The organism is Pseudomonas sp. GW821-FHT10B02 (assembly GCF_059415665.1).
This window is the reverse complement of sequence record NZ_JBWKNR010000002.1, coordinates 401052-416650: the sequence shown is the minus strand read 5'-3', so window position 1 is coordinate 416650 and position 15599 is coordinate 401052. Positions and strand designations below refer to the sequence as shown.

General features: G+C 60.5%; 18 protein-coding genes. 9 read left to right on the top strand and 9 right to left on the bottom strand.

Features of this window, described 5'->3' with window-relative positions; all coding sequences use genetic code 11:
• Positions 1-18: 18 nt before the first annotated feature.
• Positions 19-1917 (bottom strand): potassium transporter Kup, encoded by a 1899-nt coding sequence (locus AC07OF_RS04910; RefSeq protein ID WP_157193682.1) that lies wholly within the window; start codon positions 1915-1917, stop codon positions 19-21.
• Positions 1918-2124: 207 nt separating this feature from the next.
• Between AC07OF_RS04910 and AC07OF_RS04905 the strand changes: the two genes are divergently transcribed.
• The 6 genes from AC07OF_RS04905 (at position 2125) to tsaA (ending at position 7132) form a co-directional block, all read left to right on the top strand.
• Positions 2125-2979 (top strand): phosphotransferase, encoded by an 855-nt coding sequence (locus tag AC07OF_RS04905; protein WP_157193683.1) that lies wholly within the window; start codon positions 2125-2127, stop codon positions 2977-2979.
• A 202-nt stretch (positions 2980-3181) separates the two neighbouring features.
• Entirely contained in the window at positions 3182-4519 is a 1338-nt protein-coding gene (rimO, locus tag AC07OF_RS04900; protein WP_038613904.1) for a 30S ribosomal protein S12 methylthiotransferase RimO, read from the top strand.
• Between the two features lie 89 nt (positions 4520-4608).
• Positions 4609-5079 carry a GNAT family N-acetyltransferase gene (locus AC07OF_RS04895; protein WP_157193684.1) on the top strand — a complete coding sequence of 157 codons (471 nt, stop codon included), beginning with the start codon at positions 4609-4611 and terminating at the stop codon, positions 5077-5079.
• Positions 5080-5209: 130 nt separating this feature from the next.
• A complete protein-coding gene (locus tag AC07OF_RS04890; protein ID WP_157193685.1) occupies positions 5210-5920 on the top strand; it encodes an rRNA pseudouridine synthase in 711 nt (236 codons plus the stop codon).
• 47 nt (positions 5921-5967) lie between these two features.
• Positions 5968-6429: a YehS family protein gene (locus AC07OF_RS04885; protein WP_038613911.1), complete on the top strand. Its 462-nt coding sequence runs from the start codon at positions 5968-5970 to the stop codon at positions 6427-6429.
• A gap of 7 nt (positions 6430-6436) precedes the next feature.
• Positions 6437-7132, top strand: a complete 696-nt coding sequence (gene tsaA, locus AC07OF_RS04880; RefSeq protein ID WP_157193686.1) for a tRNA (N6-threonylcarbamoyladenosine(37)-N6)-methyltransferase TrmO — start codon at positions 6437-6439, stop codon at positions 7130-7132.
• Positions 7133-7195: 63 nt separating this feature from the next.
• Here the strand turns inward: tsaA and fpr are convergent, their stop codons facing one another.
• Entirely contained in the window at positions 7196-7975 is a 780-nt protein-coding gene (gene fpr, locus AC07OF_RS04875) for a ferredoxin-NADP reductase (RefSeq protein WP_003222277.1), read from the bottom strand.
• A 119-nt stretch (positions 7976-8094) separates the two neighbouring features.
• On the opposite strand from fpr, the gene AC07OF_RS04870 reads away from it, so the two are divergent.
• Positions 8095-9021 (top strand): LysR family transcriptional regulator, encoded by a 927-nt coding sequence (locus tag AC07OF_RS04870; protein ID WP_038613917.1) that lies wholly within the window; start codon positions 8095-8097, stop codon positions 9019-9021.
• Here AC07OF_RS04870 and AC07OF_RS04865 read toward each other — a convergent pair.
• The 3 genes from AC07OF_RS04865 to AC07OF_RS04855 form a co-directional block, all read right to left on the bottom strand.
• The gene (locus AC07OF_RS04865) at positions 9018-9383 is read right to left on the bottom strand and encodes a diacylglycerol kinase (RefSeq protein ID WP_157193687.1); all 366 of its coding nucleotides are present in this window, start codon (positions 9381-9383) and stop codon (positions 9018-9020) included. The genes AC07OF_RS04870 and AC07OF_RS04865 overlap by 4 nt on opposite strands.
• Positions 9384-9460: 77 nt before the next feature.
• Complete coding sequence (erdR, locus tag AC07OF_RS04860; RefSeq protein WP_038613921.1) at positions 9461-10111, bottom strand: response regulator transcription factor ErdR; 651 nt, start codon at positions 10109-10111, stop codon at positions 9461-9463.
• A 265-nt stretch (positions 10112-10376) separates the two neighbouring features.
• Positions 10377-11087 (bottom strand): tRNA-uridine aminocarboxypropyltransferase, encoded by a 711-nt coding sequence (locus tag AC07OF_RS04855; RefSeq protein ID WP_157193688.1) that lies wholly within the window; start codon positions 11085-11087, stop codon positions 10377-10379.
• Positions 11088-11325: 238 nt separating this feature from the next.
• On the opposite strand from AC07OF_RS04855, the gene AC07OF_RS04850 reads away from it, so the two are divergent.
• Positions 11326-11742, top strand: coding sequence for a quorum-sensing-regulated virulence factor family protein (locus AC07OF_RS04850; protein WP_038613926.1), 417 nt, complete (start codon positions 11326-11328; stop codon positions 11740-11742).
• 2 nt (positions 11743-11744) lie between these two features.
• Here the strand turns inward: AC07OF_RS04850 and AC07OF_RS04845 are convergent, their stop codons facing one another.
• Positions 11745-11945: a hypothetical protein gene (locus tag AC07OF_RS04845; RefSeq protein WP_157193689.1), complete on the bottom strand. Its 201-nt coding sequence runs from the start codon at positions 11943-11945 to the stop codon at positions 11745-11747.
• 396 nt (positions 11946-12341) lie between these two features.
• Here AC07OF_RS04845 and AC07OF_RS04840 point away from each other — a divergent pair, with 396 nt between their 5' ends.
• Positions 12342-13460 carry an LOG family protein gene (locus tag AC07OF_RS04840; RefSeq protein WP_157193690.1) on the top strand — a complete coding sequence of 373 codons (1119 nt, stop codon included), beginning with the start codon at positions 12342-12344 and terminating at the stop codon, positions 13458-13460.
• Positions 13461-13467: 7 nt separating this feature from the next.
• On the opposite strand, the gene recX is transcribed toward AC07OF_RS04840, so the two are convergent.
• From recX to AC07OF_RS04825, 3 genes are all read right to left on the bottom strand, one after another.
• Positions 13468-13935 (bottom strand): recombination regulator RecX, encoded by a 468-nt coding sequence (gene recX / locus AC07OF_RS04835; RefSeq protein ID WP_157193691.1) that lies wholly within the window; start codon positions 13933-13935, stop codon positions 13468-13470.
• Positions 13936-13943: 8 nt separating this feature from the next.
• The gene (recA, locus tag AC07OF_RS04830; RefSeq protein ID WP_038613932.1) at positions 13944-15011 is read right to left on the bottom strand and encodes a recombinase RecA; all 1068 of its coding nucleotides are present in this window, start codon (positions 15009-15011) and stop codon (positions 13944-13946) included.
• A 103-nt stretch (positions 15012-15114) separates the two neighbouring features.
• Positions 15115-15597 (bottom strand): CinA family protein, encoded by a 483-nt coding sequence (locus AC07OF_RS04825; protein WP_157193692.1) that lies wholly within the window; start codon positions 15595-15597, stop codon positions 15115-15117.
• Between the last annotated feature and the right edge of the window lie 2 nt (positions 15598-15599).

The following is a 15599-nucleotide window of genomic DNA, read 5'->3' as shown; positions in this document are numbered from 1 at the left end:
CAAGCTCCCACAGGCTCATCAGATTTCGACCTGCGTACCCAGTTCGATCACCCGATTCAACGGCAGGTTGAAGAAACGCAAAGTGCCATTGGCATTCTTCAGCAGGAACGCAAACAACATTGCCCGCCAACGCGCCATCCCCACCAACCGCGAAGGAATCACTGTCTCCCGGCTCAGGAAATAGGTGGTGCGCATCGGACTGAAGTCCAGGCCTTCCAGATGGCACAGCTTCAGCGCTGCCGGCACATCGGGTTCATCCATGAAACCGAAATGCAGTAACACCCGGTAGAAGCCCTCACCATAGGCTTCGACCTCGAACTGCTGCTGTGCCGGTACCCGCGGCGTGTCCTCGCTGACCACCGTCAACAACACCACCTGGTTGTGCAGCACCTGGTTATGCAACATGTTGTGCAACAAAGCATGAGGCACGGCATCCGCTCGCGCCGTCAGGAATACCGCCGTGCCTTCGACCCGGTGCGGTGGCTGCACGCGAATACTGCCAATGAACAGTGGCAATGGCAGGCTGCCTTCATCCAGACGCTCGACGAGGATCTGTTTGCCACGCTTCCATGTGGTCATCAGCACGAACAGCGCAATACCCGCCAGCACCGGAAACGCTCCGCCCTGCACCACCTTGGGTACGTTGGCGGCAAAGAACAGGCCGTCGACAAACAGAAAACCGAGCAATACCGGTACCGCCAGCACCGGCGGCCATTTCCACAGCAGCAGCATGACCGTGGACACCAACAGGGTAGTCATCAGCATGGTCCCGGTCACCGCCACGCCATAGGCCGAGGCCAGCGCATCGGACGACTCGAAACCCAGCACCAACAGGATCACCCCGACCATCAGCGCCCAGTTCACCGCGCCGATGTAGATCTGCCCCTGTTCGTGACTTGAGGTGTGCTGGATCTGCATGCGCGGTACATAACCCAGCTGGATCGCCTGGCGCGTCAGGGAGAAGGCCCCGGAAATCACCGCCTGGGAGGCAATCACTGTCGCCAGGGTGGCCAGACCGACCAAGGGGATCAGCGCCCAGGCGGGAGCCAGCAGGTAGAAGGGGTTGCGCGCCGCCTCAGGGTTCTGCAACAGCATGGCACCCTGGCCGAAGTAGTTCAGTACCAGCGCCGGCAGTACCAGGGCGAACCAGGCCCGGGCAATCGGCTTGCGCCCGAAGTGGCCCATGTCGGCATACAACGCCTCGGCACCGGTCAGGGCCAGAACCACAGCGCCGAGAATGGCCACGCCCATGCCCGGGTGAACAATGAAGAAGCGCACCGCCCAGACCGGATTGAACGCCTTGAGCACCTCAGGGCTCTGGGAAATGCCGTGCACGCCCAGCGCCGCCAGGACTACAAACCAGGCAACCATCACCGGCCCGAACAGAATGCCGATCCGCGCGGTGCCATGCTTCTGGATCAGAAACAGCGCCACCAGCACCACCAGGGCTATTGGCACCACCCAGTGATCGATACCGTCGAAGGCCAGTTGCATGCCCTCCACCGCCGACAGCACAGAAATGGCCGGGGTGATCATGCTGTCACCATAAAACAGCGCAGCACCGATCAGGCCACAGCCCACCATCAGCGCACGCAGTTTGGGATAAGGCGCCGAGGCCCGGCGGGCCAGCGCGGTCAGGGCCATGATGCCACCCTCGCCCTGGTTGTCGGCGCGCAGTATGAACAGCACGTACTTGATCGAGACCACCCAGATCAGCGACCAGAGGATCAGCGCCAGGATACCCAGCACGCCGTCATGGTTGACCGGCACCCCATAGTCGCCGGAAAACACCTCCTTGAGGGTATACAAGGGGCTGGTGCCGATATCGCCGTACACCACCCCTACCGCCGCCACCAACAGGCTCAGCGGCTTCGCTGCCGAATGCCCGGAATCAGCCTGATCGCTTGCCTGAACCATCCGCTACTCCCGCAGCCTAGACCCTTGGGGCCGGAAAAATACACGCCAGACGCTGAGACTTTAGCGACCGCACCGCCGGCGCCAACAGGACCCGATAGAAACACAGGCATATAGCCGCGAAGCATAGCCCAGGGTACAGCGCATGGTTGCTAGCCAAGTGACATTACAGCCGTTAGGATTGCGCATTTTTCGATCAGGGAGCGGTACATGCGTCACCTCAGGAGCCTTACCCGAACGCTGCACAAACAGCGCATTGAGGGCGTTACCTTTCATTTTGATCCGCACCATCAGCACGAACTTTCCACCGCAGTTCGGCACTTCTTCACAACACCCGAACAACACACCCCGCTGGACACGCCAGAAGCGACCCGCGGCGTCTTCCTGCTCGAAGGTGAGCGCAAATGGGTGCTCAAGCACAATCGCCTGATCCATTGGAAAAAGCAGCTGCAGAACTACCTGGGACTGAAGAAAGCTTTCGGCCTGCATGACCTGACCAACGAATTCATCAACCTGTCAGCGGTGTCCGCCAAATCTGCTTGCGCCCCCAGTGTTGCCGCTTTTGGCTATAAAGGGCGGTTTCCATTTCTCAAGGAAGAGTACTTGCTGGTCGGCTTTCTGGACGATCATTGCAGTGTTGATGATCGCTTGATCGCTCACCCTGAACAGGCCTCAACCTTGCTGCCACAAGTCTTTGATCTGTTCGCGCGCATGCTCGATGAAGGCTTCGTGCACATGGACCCTCACCCGAAGAACATCCTGATCGCCCCCGATGGCCAGCTGCGCTTGATCGACTTCGAGTGTTGCGCACACTCGGTGATTGATCACGATTTCAGCCTGGGGTTTTTGATGGGTTATTTTTTCCACTACTGGATCAAGCGCTTCATTGCCATGGACGACTACCGCACTTGCTGCGAGAACTACCTGAAGGTCGAACAGCCAACGTTGGATCGCAGTATCTTCATGCCTGTTTTCGAGCGTTTCCTCACCGGAAAAGTATCCCGCACAACACGTTACGCGATCCTCACCAGCCCGAAGGCGCAAGCGGCGTTCAAGGCGCAGTAACCCCCATGCACTCCAGAAGGCGACAGCGAGCCGCTTTGCGAGAGTCCGGCATCGCCAAGCACTCGTCGTATTTCCCCGTTTAAAGCTGGTCAACTCCGTTGCGCACCGCTAGAATTGCGCACTTTTTGATCAGAGGCGCTGCTAGCGCCCAACAGGACAGCGGCGCTTGCGCACGACTGTCCCCATTACACCGAGGTTAGTCATGTCCACCACTCCTGCGCCAACCACGCCAAAGGTCGGCTTCGTCTCCCTAGGCTGCCCCAAAGCCCTGGTCGATTCCGAGCGCATCCTGACCCAGCTGCGCATGGAAGGCTACGAAGTCGTGCCCACCTATCAGGATGCCGATGTGGTGGTGGTCAACACCTGTGGCTTCATCGACAGCGCCAAGGCCGAGTCCCTTGAAGTGATCGGCGAAGCCATCAAGGAAAACGGCAAGGTCATCGTCACCGGTTGCATGGGTGTCGAAGAAGGCAGCATCCGTGACGTGCACCCGAGCGTACTGGCCGTGACCGGCCCGCAGCAGTACGAGCAGGTAGTCAACGCCGTGCACGAAGTGGTTCCGCCGCGTCAGGATCACAACCCGCTGATCGACCTGGTGCCGCCACAGGGCGTCAAGCTCACCCCACGCCACTACGCTTACCTGAAGATTTCCGAAGGCTGCAACCACAGCTGCAGCTTCTGCATCATCCCGTCGATGCGCGGCAAGCTGGTCAGCCGTCCGGTCGGTGAAGTCCTCAGCGAAGCCGAGCGCCTGGTCAAGGCCGGGGTCAAGGAGATCCTGGTGATCTCCCAGGACACCAGCGCCTATGGCGTCGACGTCAAATACAAGACCGACTTCTGGAACGGTCGCCCGGTCAAGACCCGCATGCTCGAACTGTGCGAAGCACTGAGCAGCCTGGGCGCCTGGGTTCGCCTGCACTACGTTTATCCGTACCCGAACGTCGACGACATCATCCCGCTGATGGCTGCCGGCAAGATCCTGCCGTACCTGGACATTCCGTTCCAGCACGCCAGCCCGAAAGTACTCAAGTCGATGAAGCGTCCGGCCTTTGAAGACCGGACCCTGGCGCGCATCAAGAAGTGGCGCGAACAGTGCCCGCAACTGATCATCCGCTCCACCTTCATCGTCGGCTTCCCGGGCGAAACCGAAGAAGACTTCCAGTACCTGCTCGACTGGCTGACCGAAGCCCAGCTCGACCGCGTCGGCTGCTTCCAGTACTCGCCCGTCGAAGGCGCGCCAGCCAACGACCTGGGCCTGGAAGTCGTCCCTGATGAGATCAAGCAAGAGCGCTGGGATCGCTTCATGGCCCACCAGCAGGCAATCAGCAGTGCCCGCCTGCAACTGCGCATCGGCCGCGAAATCGACGTGCTGATCGACGAAGTGGAAGAAGAAGGCTCGGTAGGCCGCAGCTACTTCGACGCCCCGGAGATCGACGGCAACGTGTTCATCGATGGCAACCACGGCTTCAAGCCGGGTGACACCGTACGCTGCCGGGTCACCGACGCCGACGAGTACGACATGTGGGCTGAACCGATCTGATCGCATCCTGCTGAAAATAGCCCTGCCGACCCTGGCGGGGCTTTTTTTTGCAACTATCGTTGTCTCTGTTGCCCAAGGAGAACAGAGCGATGTACCGGCATATCAGCGTGCACACCCCCAGGTTAAGCGACTACCCGGAGCTGGCGCGTGTCTGGGAGGCGTCTGTGCGGGCAACCCATGACTTCCTGCCTGACAGCTATATCTGTCTGTTGCGCGAACTGCTGGTCAGCCAGTATCTGGACGCGGTGATGCTGATCTGCTGCAAAGACGCCAAGCAGCGGATTACCGGTTTTGCCGGGGTTGCCGCCGGACGCGTGGAAATGCTCTTTATCGATCCGGCTGTGCGTGGCCAGGGGCTCGGCAAACGCCTGTTGCACTACGCCATCGACGAACTCAACGCCGTTCAACTCGATGTCAACGAACAAAACCCGCAGGCTCTGGGCTTCTACTTGCACCAGGGATTCGAGGTGGTCGGCCGTTCGGAAACAGATGGCATGGGCCAACCCTACCCCTTACTGCATCTGAGGCTGATTCAGACAAAAGCCGCTCAAACCGGCTGACAGAAGACGTCATACCTTTCTGAAATGCCGCGAAATCGCAGATAAATGGCCCGACGGGCGAATGTTGCCGGACCTGGGCCCGTCCGCACGGTTACAATGGGCATCTTTCCCTATGCCTACGGCTGTCGTCATGTCTGAACCCATTCGCCTTTCCAAACGCCTCATTGAACTGGTCGGTTGCTCCCGACGGGAGGCCGAACTGTACATCGAAGGCGGCTGGGTCACCGTTGACGGTGCGGTGGTCGACGAGCCGCAATTCAAGGTAGCCGAGCAGAAGGTCGAATTGCTCGCCGGTGCTCGCGCCGAAGCCCTGGAGCCGGTCACCCTGCTGCTCCACCAGCCGGCCGACCTGGACATCGACAGCGCCTGCAACAGCATCACTGTCGACAGCCTGTCCGCAGATCACAGCCAGGGCCGCCGCCCGCTCAAAGGCCACTTCGCCCGCCTCAACAACGTGGCGCCTCTGCAACAAGGCGCCAGCGGCCTGCAGGTATTCACCCAGGACTGGCGGATCACCCGCAAGCTCGAATCCGACCTGGCCAAACTCGAGCAGGAATACGTGGTTGAAGTCAGCGGCGACATGATCGCTCACGGCCTGGAACGCCTGAACCGCGGCTTCACCTGGAAGGGCAAGGAGCTGCCGAAGATCAAGGCCAGTTGGCAGAACGAAACGCGCCTGCGCATGGTCCTGAAAAACCCGCAGCCTGGCCTGATCGCCTTGCTGTGCAGCAGCGTTGGGGTTACCCCGGTAAGCATGCGCCGGATTCGCCTGGGCGGTGTATCCATGAGCAAGTTGCCCCTGGGCCAGTGGCGCTATCTGGCGAACACCGAAAAATTCTAGCAACAAGGCGCCGCCACCCGGGCGACGCCCCGAACAGGATTGTCACCATGATTCACAACGATGTACTGCGCAGCCTGCGCTACCTGCTGGACGTCAACGACGCCAAACTGACCGACATCATCAAGCTCAGCGGCTTCGACGTAGCCACCGACGACATCGTCGCCTACCTCAAGAAAGAAGACGAAGAAGGCTTCGTGCGCTGCCCTGACGAAGTCATCGCGCACTTTCTCGATGGCCTGGTGATCTTCAAGCGCGGCAAGGACGACAGCCGCCCTGCGCTGCCGGTCGAGCTGCCGGTGACCAACAACATCATCATGAAAAAACTGCGGGTGGCCTTCGAGCTCAAGGAAGACGACCTGCACGCGATCCTCAAGGCGGCTGATTTCCCGGTATCCAAGCCAGAACTCAGCGCCCTGTTCCGCAAGGTCGGGCACAACAACTACCGTCCGTGCGGCGACCAGCTGCTGCGCAATTTCCTCAAGGGCCTGACCCTGCGGGTCCGTGGCTGAGACGTCGATGAACTACAGCGTCGCACCGATCGGTTTCGTCCGCTCCTGCTTCAAGGAAAAGTTCGCGATCCCGCGCCAGCCCCAGCTGGCGCCCGCTGCGCGCGGTGTGCTGGAACTGCTGCCGCCCTTCGACAACGGCGACGCGGTGGCCGGGCTCGAACAGGTCAGCCATGTCTGGTTATTGTTCCTGTTCCACCAGGCCCTGGAAGACAAGCCACGGCTCAAGGTGCGTCCGCCACGGCTGGGCGGCAACACCTCGATGGGCGTGTTCGCCACCCGGGCGACGCACCGGCCCAACGGCATCGGCCAATCGGTGGTGCGTCTGGAGAAGGTGGAAGCCGGGCGTCTGCTCCTGTCGGGCATCGACTTGCTCGACGGCACCCCGGTACTCGACATCAAGCCCTATGTGCCCTATGCCGATGCGGTCAGTAGCGCGACCAACCAGATGGCCAGCGCACCGCCAGCGCCGATTTCGGTTGCCTGGAGTGACACGGCCCTGCCCCAGGCCCGCGAGCACGCCTTGCGCCTTGCAGAGCCGCTGGTAGAGCTGATCGAACAATGCCTGGCCCAGGACCCGCGTCCGGCCTATCAGATCCCACCGCCCGAGCGCGTGTACGGCGTGAAGTTCTGGGATGTGCAGGTGCGCTGGCACTATCCGCAGCCGGATCAGATCCGGGTGCTGGAAGTGGTCATGGATCTCTAGCGACTACCCGTTCGAAAAAAAAACGCAGGCCAAGGCCTGCGTTTTTTGTGTTCCGCGTACTGCTTACTTCTCGACGAATGCACGCTCGATCAGGTAGTCGCCCGGCTCACGCATACGCGCCGAGATCTTCAGGCCGAAGCTGTCGAGCACTTCGCTGGTTTCGTCCAGCATGCTCGGGCTACCGCAGATCATCGCACGGTCGTCCTGCGGGTTGATCGGTGGCAGACCGATGTCGCTGAACAGCTTGCCGCTGCGCATCAGGTCGGTCAGACGGCCCTGGTTCTCGAACGGCTCGCGGGTCACGGTCGGGTAGTAGATCAGTTTGTCACGCAGCGCCTCGCCGAAGAACTCGTTCTGCGGCAGGTGCTCGGTGATGAACTCGCGGTAGGCGACTTCGTTGACGTAACGGACGCCGTGCACCAGGATCACTTTTTCAAAGCGCTCGTAGGTTTCCGGATCCTGGATGACGCTCATGAACGGCGCCAGGCCAGTACCGGTGCTCAGCAGGTACAGGTGCTTGCCCGGGTTCAGATCGTCGAGTACCAGGGTACCAGTAGGCTTCTTGCTGATGATGATCTCATCGCCTTCCTTCAGGTGCTGCAGCTGCGAGGTCAGCGGGCCGTCCGGCACCTTGATGCTGAAGAACTCCAGATGCTCTTCCCAGTTCGGGCTGGCGATCGAGTAGGCACGCATGAGCGGGCGGCCGTTGGGCTGTTGCAGGCCGATCATCACGAACTGACCGTTCTCGAAGCGCAGGCCCGGATCGCGGGTGCACTTGAAGCTGAACAGGGTGTCATTCCAGTGGTGAACACTGAGGACACGTTCGTGGTTCATGTTGCTCATGTACGGGCTCCTGAAATAAAACGCAGCGCTAACCTAGAGCGCGATTGCGCGATAGTTTAGTGCGAGCGACAATATCTGTTAAATGAATTATCAAGATATGTCTTATCGGTTATATAGATATGCGATTTACACTTCGTCAGCTTCAGGTCTTCGTCGCCGTAGCCCAGCATCAAAGCGTCTCGCGAGCCGCGGGAATACTGGCGCTATCGCAGTCGGCCGCCAGTACCTCGATCACCGAACTTGAACGCCAGTCCAGCTGCCAGCTGTTCGATCGCGCCGGCAAACGCCTGAGCCTCAACGCCCTGGGTCATCAACTGCTGCCACAGGCAGTGGCGCTGCTCGACCAGGCCAAGGAAATCGAAGACCTGCTCAACGGCAAGTCCGGTTTCGGCTCGCTGGCGGTCGGTGCCACCCTGACCATCGGCAACTACCTGGCCACACTGCTGATCGGCAGTTTCATGCAGGTCCACCCGGAAAGTCAGGTCAAGCTCCATGTGCAAAACACTGCGCATATCGTGCACCAGGTTGCTCATTATGAAATTGATCTGGGTCTAATCGAAGGCGACTGCAACCATCCTGATCTTGAAGTGCAACCTTGGGTTGAAGACGAACTGGTGGTGTTTTGCGCGCCGCAGCACCCGTTGGCCCAACGCGGCCAGGCCAGCCTGGAAGAGCTGACTCACGAAGCGTGGATTCTGCGTGAGCAAGGTTCCGGCACCCGCCTGACCTTCGACCAGGCGATGCGTCATCACCGCTCCAACCTGAACATCCGCCTGGAGCTTGAACACACCGAAGCGATCAAACGCGCTGTCGAATCGGGCCTGGGCATCGGATGTATCTCACGCCTGGCATTGCGCGACGCATTTCGTCGCGGCAGCCTGGTCGCAGTGGAAACACCGGAGCTGGACCTGGCCCGACAGTTCTACTTCATCTGGCACAAGCAGAAGTACCAGACCTCTGCCATGCGCGAGTTTCTCGAGCTATGCCGTACCTTTACCGCCGGTGTACAACGCAGCGACGAAATCGTCCTGCCCAACATTGCCTAGATAAGGATCACCGCCCAGACCACCGCCACCATTGTCAGGGCGACGAGTTGGGCGGCACTGCCCATATCCTTGGCGTTTTTCGACAGCGGGTGACGGTCAAGGGATATCCGGTCGATCGCCGCTTCGACCGCCGAATTGAGCAATTCAACGATCAGGCCCAGCAGGCACACGGCGATCAGAATGGCCCGTTCGGCACGGCTGACATCCAGCCAGAACGCCAGCGGCACCAGCAGCACATTGAGCAGCACCAGCTGGCGGAAAGCCGCTTCACCGGTGAAAGCTGCGCGCAGACCGTCAAACGAATAGCCGGCAGCGTTGAAAATACGTTTGAGGCCGGTCTGGCCCTTGAAAGGCGATGACATAGAAGGTCACTTCATCCACTGAAAAATGCGCTGCAGCCTAGTGCAGATCGGGTCAAAAAAGCGTGAAGGCCACGGCCTCAGCTCGCCGAAACCGATTCCAGTTGTTGCAGGAGCAGTGCCGCCTGAGTGCGGGTACGCACGCCGAGCTTGCGGAAAATCGCCGTGACGTGGGCCTTGATGGTCGCTTCCGAAACGTTCAGCTCGTAGGCGATCTGCTTGTTCAACAAGCCTTCGCAGACCATGGTCAACACCCGGAACTGCTGGGGGGTGAGACTGGCCAGACCTTCACTGGCAGCCTTGGCTTCAGCCGATACGTCGACTTTTTCAAAGGCTTGTGGCGGCCACCAGATGTCACCATCAAGGACCTTTTTCACCGCTTCCTGAATCACTTCCAGGGAGCTGGACTTGGGAATAAAGCCACTGGCGCCGAATTCGCGCGACTTCACCACCACCGCGGCTTCTTCCTGAGCCGAGACCATCACCACCGGAATCTGCGGGTACTGACCGCGCAACAGGACCAGCCCGGAAAAACCGTAGGCACCTGGCATGTTGAGGTCCAGCAGCACCAGGTCCCAATCGGACTTCTCGGCGAGGCGGGTTTCCAGTTCGGCAATGCTCGCCACTTCTACCAGGCGGACATCGGGCCCCAGGCCCAGGGTTACAGCCTGACGCAGGGCACTGCGAAACAGCGGGTGGTCATCGGCAATCAGGATTTCGTACGTGGCCATCGATCTAATGATCCTGTTCTGTGCAGGCGCAGGGAGGAAGAATAGGCGCCTGGCGGGCAACTCAAGGTGCTGACGGCGGTGCCGCACACCCAAAAGGCACTTCAAGGCCAGGAAAAACTGTGTTTCAAGCCTTGTATATGCCCGAATCGGCGCCAAGGATGCCGAGCCAGAACCGGGTGGTCAAGTTGATTGCCCGGTCCGGACAGGCACGCAATGGTCGCCAGCCTGCCTATTATGACCCAATGTGCGATATCTGCCCCTTGTACTATAGGAAGGTATGCAAACGCTGGTGGACGGCATCCTGCTCATCAATTGACCACTGGTGCTTGGCACTCAGGTAGTGCGTACTGAACACATCCAGATAAGCATCCAGGGCTTCGGCAGCACGCTGGTCCCCCGCCAGTTCCAGACACATGGCCGCCACTTCGGCAGTGCAGAAATGATCGTCGCGCTTGGAGCGGCGCAAGCGGTAGCGCGACAGCTGCTCCGGTTGCAGGCTGAGCACCGGGAAGCGATCGAGATAGGGGCTTTTGCGAAACATCTTGCGCGCCTCGGTCCAGGTCGCATCAAGGAGGATGAACAACGGGCGTTTGCCGGGCTCACGCACCACCTCACTGACCACCCTTTGCGGCGCCACGAACTCGCCGGGAAAGACGATGTAAGGCTGCCAGTGCGGCTGATCGAGCAAGGCCAGCAAAGCCTCATCGACCGAAGTACGCTGCCAGCCGAACGCCGAGGTGTCGGCAATCAGGTCGGCAATCAGCCAGCCGGTATTACTCGGTTTCAATGGCTCAGTGTCGTGCATCAGCAGGCACATTGCCGAATCGGACGGCACCTGTGGACGCCAGGCACACAGGCAATGGCTGAAAATCACCCGGCACTGCGGGCAGCGTGGCGCCCGTGATCCGCGCGCAACGAAAGGTTTGACACTGCGCGCCAGGCGCTCGGCGCGCAGGCGCGATACGGCATGGCTCATGGCAGCAGACTATATAGGCAAGGAAAGGACGGCACTGCGCGGACTCGGCAAGACAGGAAAACCGCTGCAGTTTACCAGACCCGGTCTGCCGGCAGACGGTATTTGCCGTGCAGCCATAGCGCCGACTCCCCTATAATCTCCAACCTGTCGCTACCCGCTGGCACCACGACTTCGCGCGTGACGGAACACCGTGCGCAGTTGCCGGTCCAATCGCCAGTTACCGAACCAGGAGAAACCCATGTTGCGCTTCATCGCCCCGTCCCTGAGCCTGCTGCTCGCCCTGCCCCTGGCTGCCAATGCGGCCTCCAAGCAGGAGTACGAGCTGAGCAAGATGCTGCAAAAAGTTGCCACTGAAAGCAGCGTGGGCACGCCGCGGGCGATCAACGAAGACATCCTCGACCAGGGTTACACCGTCGAAGGCAAGCAACTGATCAACCACCTCAGCGTACTTCCCAGCCATGCTGAAAAAATGAAGGCCGACCCAAACCGGGTGCGTAGCCAATTGGGTGATAGCGTCTGCAAGAACACCGGCTACCGTCAGTTGCTGGCCAAAGGTGCGGTGCTGACCTACCGCTTCACCGAGTACAAGACCAACCGCCCGGTCAGTGAACAGGCGTTCGATGCCAAGAGTTGTGGTGTGAAGCCAAGCAAGTAAGGTTAAGCCACCTGCTCGCTGTCGCGCCGTTGCTTTTCATCGGCGCGCAGTTCGGCCACCAGGGCCTGGACGTAACGTGAGTGCCGCACCCCAGCCCCCAGGCGACGCAGGCACTCTTCTTCAAGGCTCAGGTTGTTGGCCTGGGCCGAGCGCTCGAGCAGCTCGAACAGCTGTGCATCGAGCTCCAGATTAAGCCGTTGCATGTGACAGCCTCCCTGCACCGCGACAGTCGCTCAGGCTTCCAGTTAACCAGACCCATGCCAGGATCGCTTCCCGGCTGACGAGCGGTCTGTTTCCAACCTGCCCCATCACGCTGCCCCAGCGAAGATCCTTCCGGCACAAATACCTGCCAGGGTCTAGATTGATAGCAAGCGCCCGCCCGTTTCAGGGCTCGCACCGGGGGATGCCTGCCGACGCCGTGCATTAGCATTGCTGAGCGACAACAACAAAGAGCCCATCATCACTGCACTAAGACCTTGCAGGTCTACTGCAATGCTCGAGGCGCACACTCGAGCCACGGCAGCCAGCGACACACGTAGTGTCGCGGCCGGAAACCCTACAGGTCCGGTCAGAGGTTTTGCTGCAGAAGGAGACGTTGAATGCCTTACCAACCGAATGAACTGCTATCGAGTCACTTCAAGAACCAGGGAATCGATCTGAGCAAGCTGGATGAACAACTGAAACTGGTTGCCCCCGACAGCCCCAACCTGCCGCTGTACCGTGACATGATGCTGACCGTCCTGCGCATGGCCCATGACGACAGCAACCGCTGGAACGCCAAGATTACCCTGCAAGCCTTGCGCGAGCTGGACCATGCCTTCCGTACCCTTGAACAGTACAAGGGCCGGCGCAAGGTCACCGTGTTCGGTTCAGCCCGCACCCCGGTCGAACACCCCATGTATGCACTGGCCCGGGAACTGGGCGCGACCCTGGCTCGTTCCAATCTGATGGTCATCACCGGCGCTGGCGGTGGCATCATGGCCGCCGCACACGAAGGCGCAGGCGTCGATCACAGCCTGGGGTTCAACATCACCCTGCCCTTCGAGCAGCACGCCAACCCCACTGTAGACGGCACCGACAAGCTGCTACCGTTTCACTTCTTCTTCATTCGCAAGCTGTTCTTCGTCAAGGAAGCGGATGCGCTGGTGCTATGCCCAGGTGGCTTCGGCACACTGGATGAAGCGCTGGAAGTGCTCACCCTGATCCAGACCGGCAAGAGCCCGCTGGTGCCGGTGGTGCTTCTGGATTCTCCGGGCGGCACCTTCTGGCAGGACGCACTGAATTTCATTACCCGGCAGTTGGAAGAAAACCGCTACATCCTGCCCAGCGACCTGAAGCTGCTACGCCTGGTGCAGAGTGCCGAAGACGCCGTGGAGGAGATCAACCAGTTCTACAGCAACTACCACTCCAGCCGCTGGCTGAAAAACCAGTTCGTGATTCGCATGCACCACCCGCTCAGCGAAGGCGCGTTGCTTGATCTACAGGAGGGGTTTGCCGATTTGCGCCTGAGTGGTCAGTACCACCAGCACGCGTATGCCGGCGAACACCACGATGAGCCCCGCTTCAGTCACCTGACACGGCTAACCTTCGCCTTCAACGGCCGCGACCAGGGGCGCCTGCGCGAACTGGTGGACTTCATCAACCTGTCGGAAAACTGGGCCAAGCCCGAGCCGATGCACACCACGCAACGGGCCCGCGAAGCACTGAAAGTCACTTGACCCTCAGTTAGTCGTCCAGCCCTCGGCCGCTCAACAGGCGGCCGACCATTTCCATGGAAAAACCACGGTAGACCAGAAAACGGGTTTGCTGTGCGCGGCTGCGCGAATCGATGGGTAACTGCCCGGAGAATTTGCGCTGCCAGACATCCTGCAACTGCCCCGCCCAATCCACACCGCTCTCGCGCAGGGCCTGGTCGATATCGCCGCGTTGCAGACCGCGCTGGCTCAGCTCTTCGCGAATGCGTGCCGGGCCGTAGCCGGAACGCGAGCGGTAGCTGATAAAGCTTTCCAGGTAACGGGCTTCACTGAGCAGGCCCTCTTCCGTCAAGCGGTCGAGCTCCTGGTCAATCAATTCGGGGGGAGCGCCGCGCTGACGCAACTTGCGCGTCAGCTCGACTCGACCATGCTCGCGGCGTGCGAGCAGGTCCATGGCTGTCCGCCTTACGGCGACGGGAGTGTCGAGTACGACGGACATGGGGACGATCAGTAGCCAGCTTCAGTTTCGGTTTCGTCTTCAGGCTCGGCGTTAACCGCGGCAGCCTTGCCAGCAGCCTCAACAGCACCGGCATTGAGCAGTTTGTCGCGGATCTGCTTCTCGAGGGTGGCGGCGATTTCCGGGTTGTCCTGAAGGAACTTGGCCGAGTTGGCCTTGCCCTGACCGATCTTGCTGCCCTGGTAGCTGTACCAGGCACCGGATTTTTCCAGGAAGCCGTGCAGCACGCCGAGGTCAATGATCTCGCCGTTGCGGTAGATGCCCTTGCCGTAGAGGATCTGGAATTCAGCCTGACGGAATGGCGGTGCCACCTTGTTCTTGACGATCTTGACGCGGGTTTCGCTACCGACCACTTCGTCGCCTTCCTTCACCGCGCCGGTACGGCGGATGTCGAGACGAACCGAAGCGTAGAACTTCAGCGCGTTACCACCAGTGGTGGTTTCCGGGCTGCCGAACATCACGCCGATCTTCATGCGGATCTGGTTGATGAAGATCACCAGGCAGTTGGCGTTCTTGATGTTACCGGTGATTTTACGCAGCGCCTGGGACATCAGGCGGGCTTGCAGGCCGACGTGCATGTCGCCCATCTCGCCTTCGATCTCGGCCTTGGGTACCAGGGCCGCCACGGAGTCGACGATGATCACGTCAACGGCGTTGGAGCGCACCAGCATGTCGGTGATTTCCAGGGCCTGTTCGCCAGTGTCAGGCTGCGAGACCAGCAGGTCGTCGACATTGACGCCGAGCTTGCCGGCGTACTCGGGATCGAGGGCGTGCTCGGCGTCGACGAATGCGCAGGTAGCGCCCATTTTCTGGGCCTGGGCGATGACCGACAGGGTCAGCGTGGTTTTACCGGACGACTCAGGACCGTAGATCTCGACGATACGGCCTTTTGGCAGGCCGCCAATGCCCAGGGCAATGTCCAGGCCCAGGGAGCCGGTGGAAATGGCCGGAATCGCCTGACGCTCGTGGTCGCCCATGCGCATGACCGCGCCTTTACCGAATTGACGCTCGATTTGCCCCAGGGCCGCAGCCAAGGCGCGCTTCTTGTTGTCGTCCATTGAAGTCCTCACGTAATCGATAGGGCCTGACGGCCAGAACACCTGTATAAGTAGCCAGTATTATTCCACAGGGTTTTGTTCCCGCCTACCCCCGAATTGCGATTTACTCTGCACCAAGCTGTAACAAGCCCTCTAGCGCGGCGATTACCGTTTGTCGGCGTACCTCGTCGCGGTCGCCGTCGAAGTGCCGGCGCTCGCTGCTGACATGGCTGCCATCGGCCCAGGCCAGCCATACGGTACCCACCGGTTTGGCCGGCGAGCCACCGTCCGGCCCGGCCACACCACTGACCGCCACGGCGAATCGCGCACCACTGGCAGCCTGGGCGCCGCGGACCATGGCCTCGACCACTTCCTGGCTGACCGCCCCGACCTCGGCGAACAGGGTTTGCGGTACCGCCAGCTGGCGGGTCTTCTGGGGGTTGGAGTAAGTCACATAGCCGGCTTCGAACCAGGCCGAACTGCCCGGAATCCGCGTAATGGCCTCGGCGATGCCGCCGCCGGTGCAGGACTCGGCAGTGGTCACCTGGGCATTGAAGCGGCGCAGGTGTTCACCCAGGCGGGCGGAAAGCGCAGTGATCGGGTCCATGG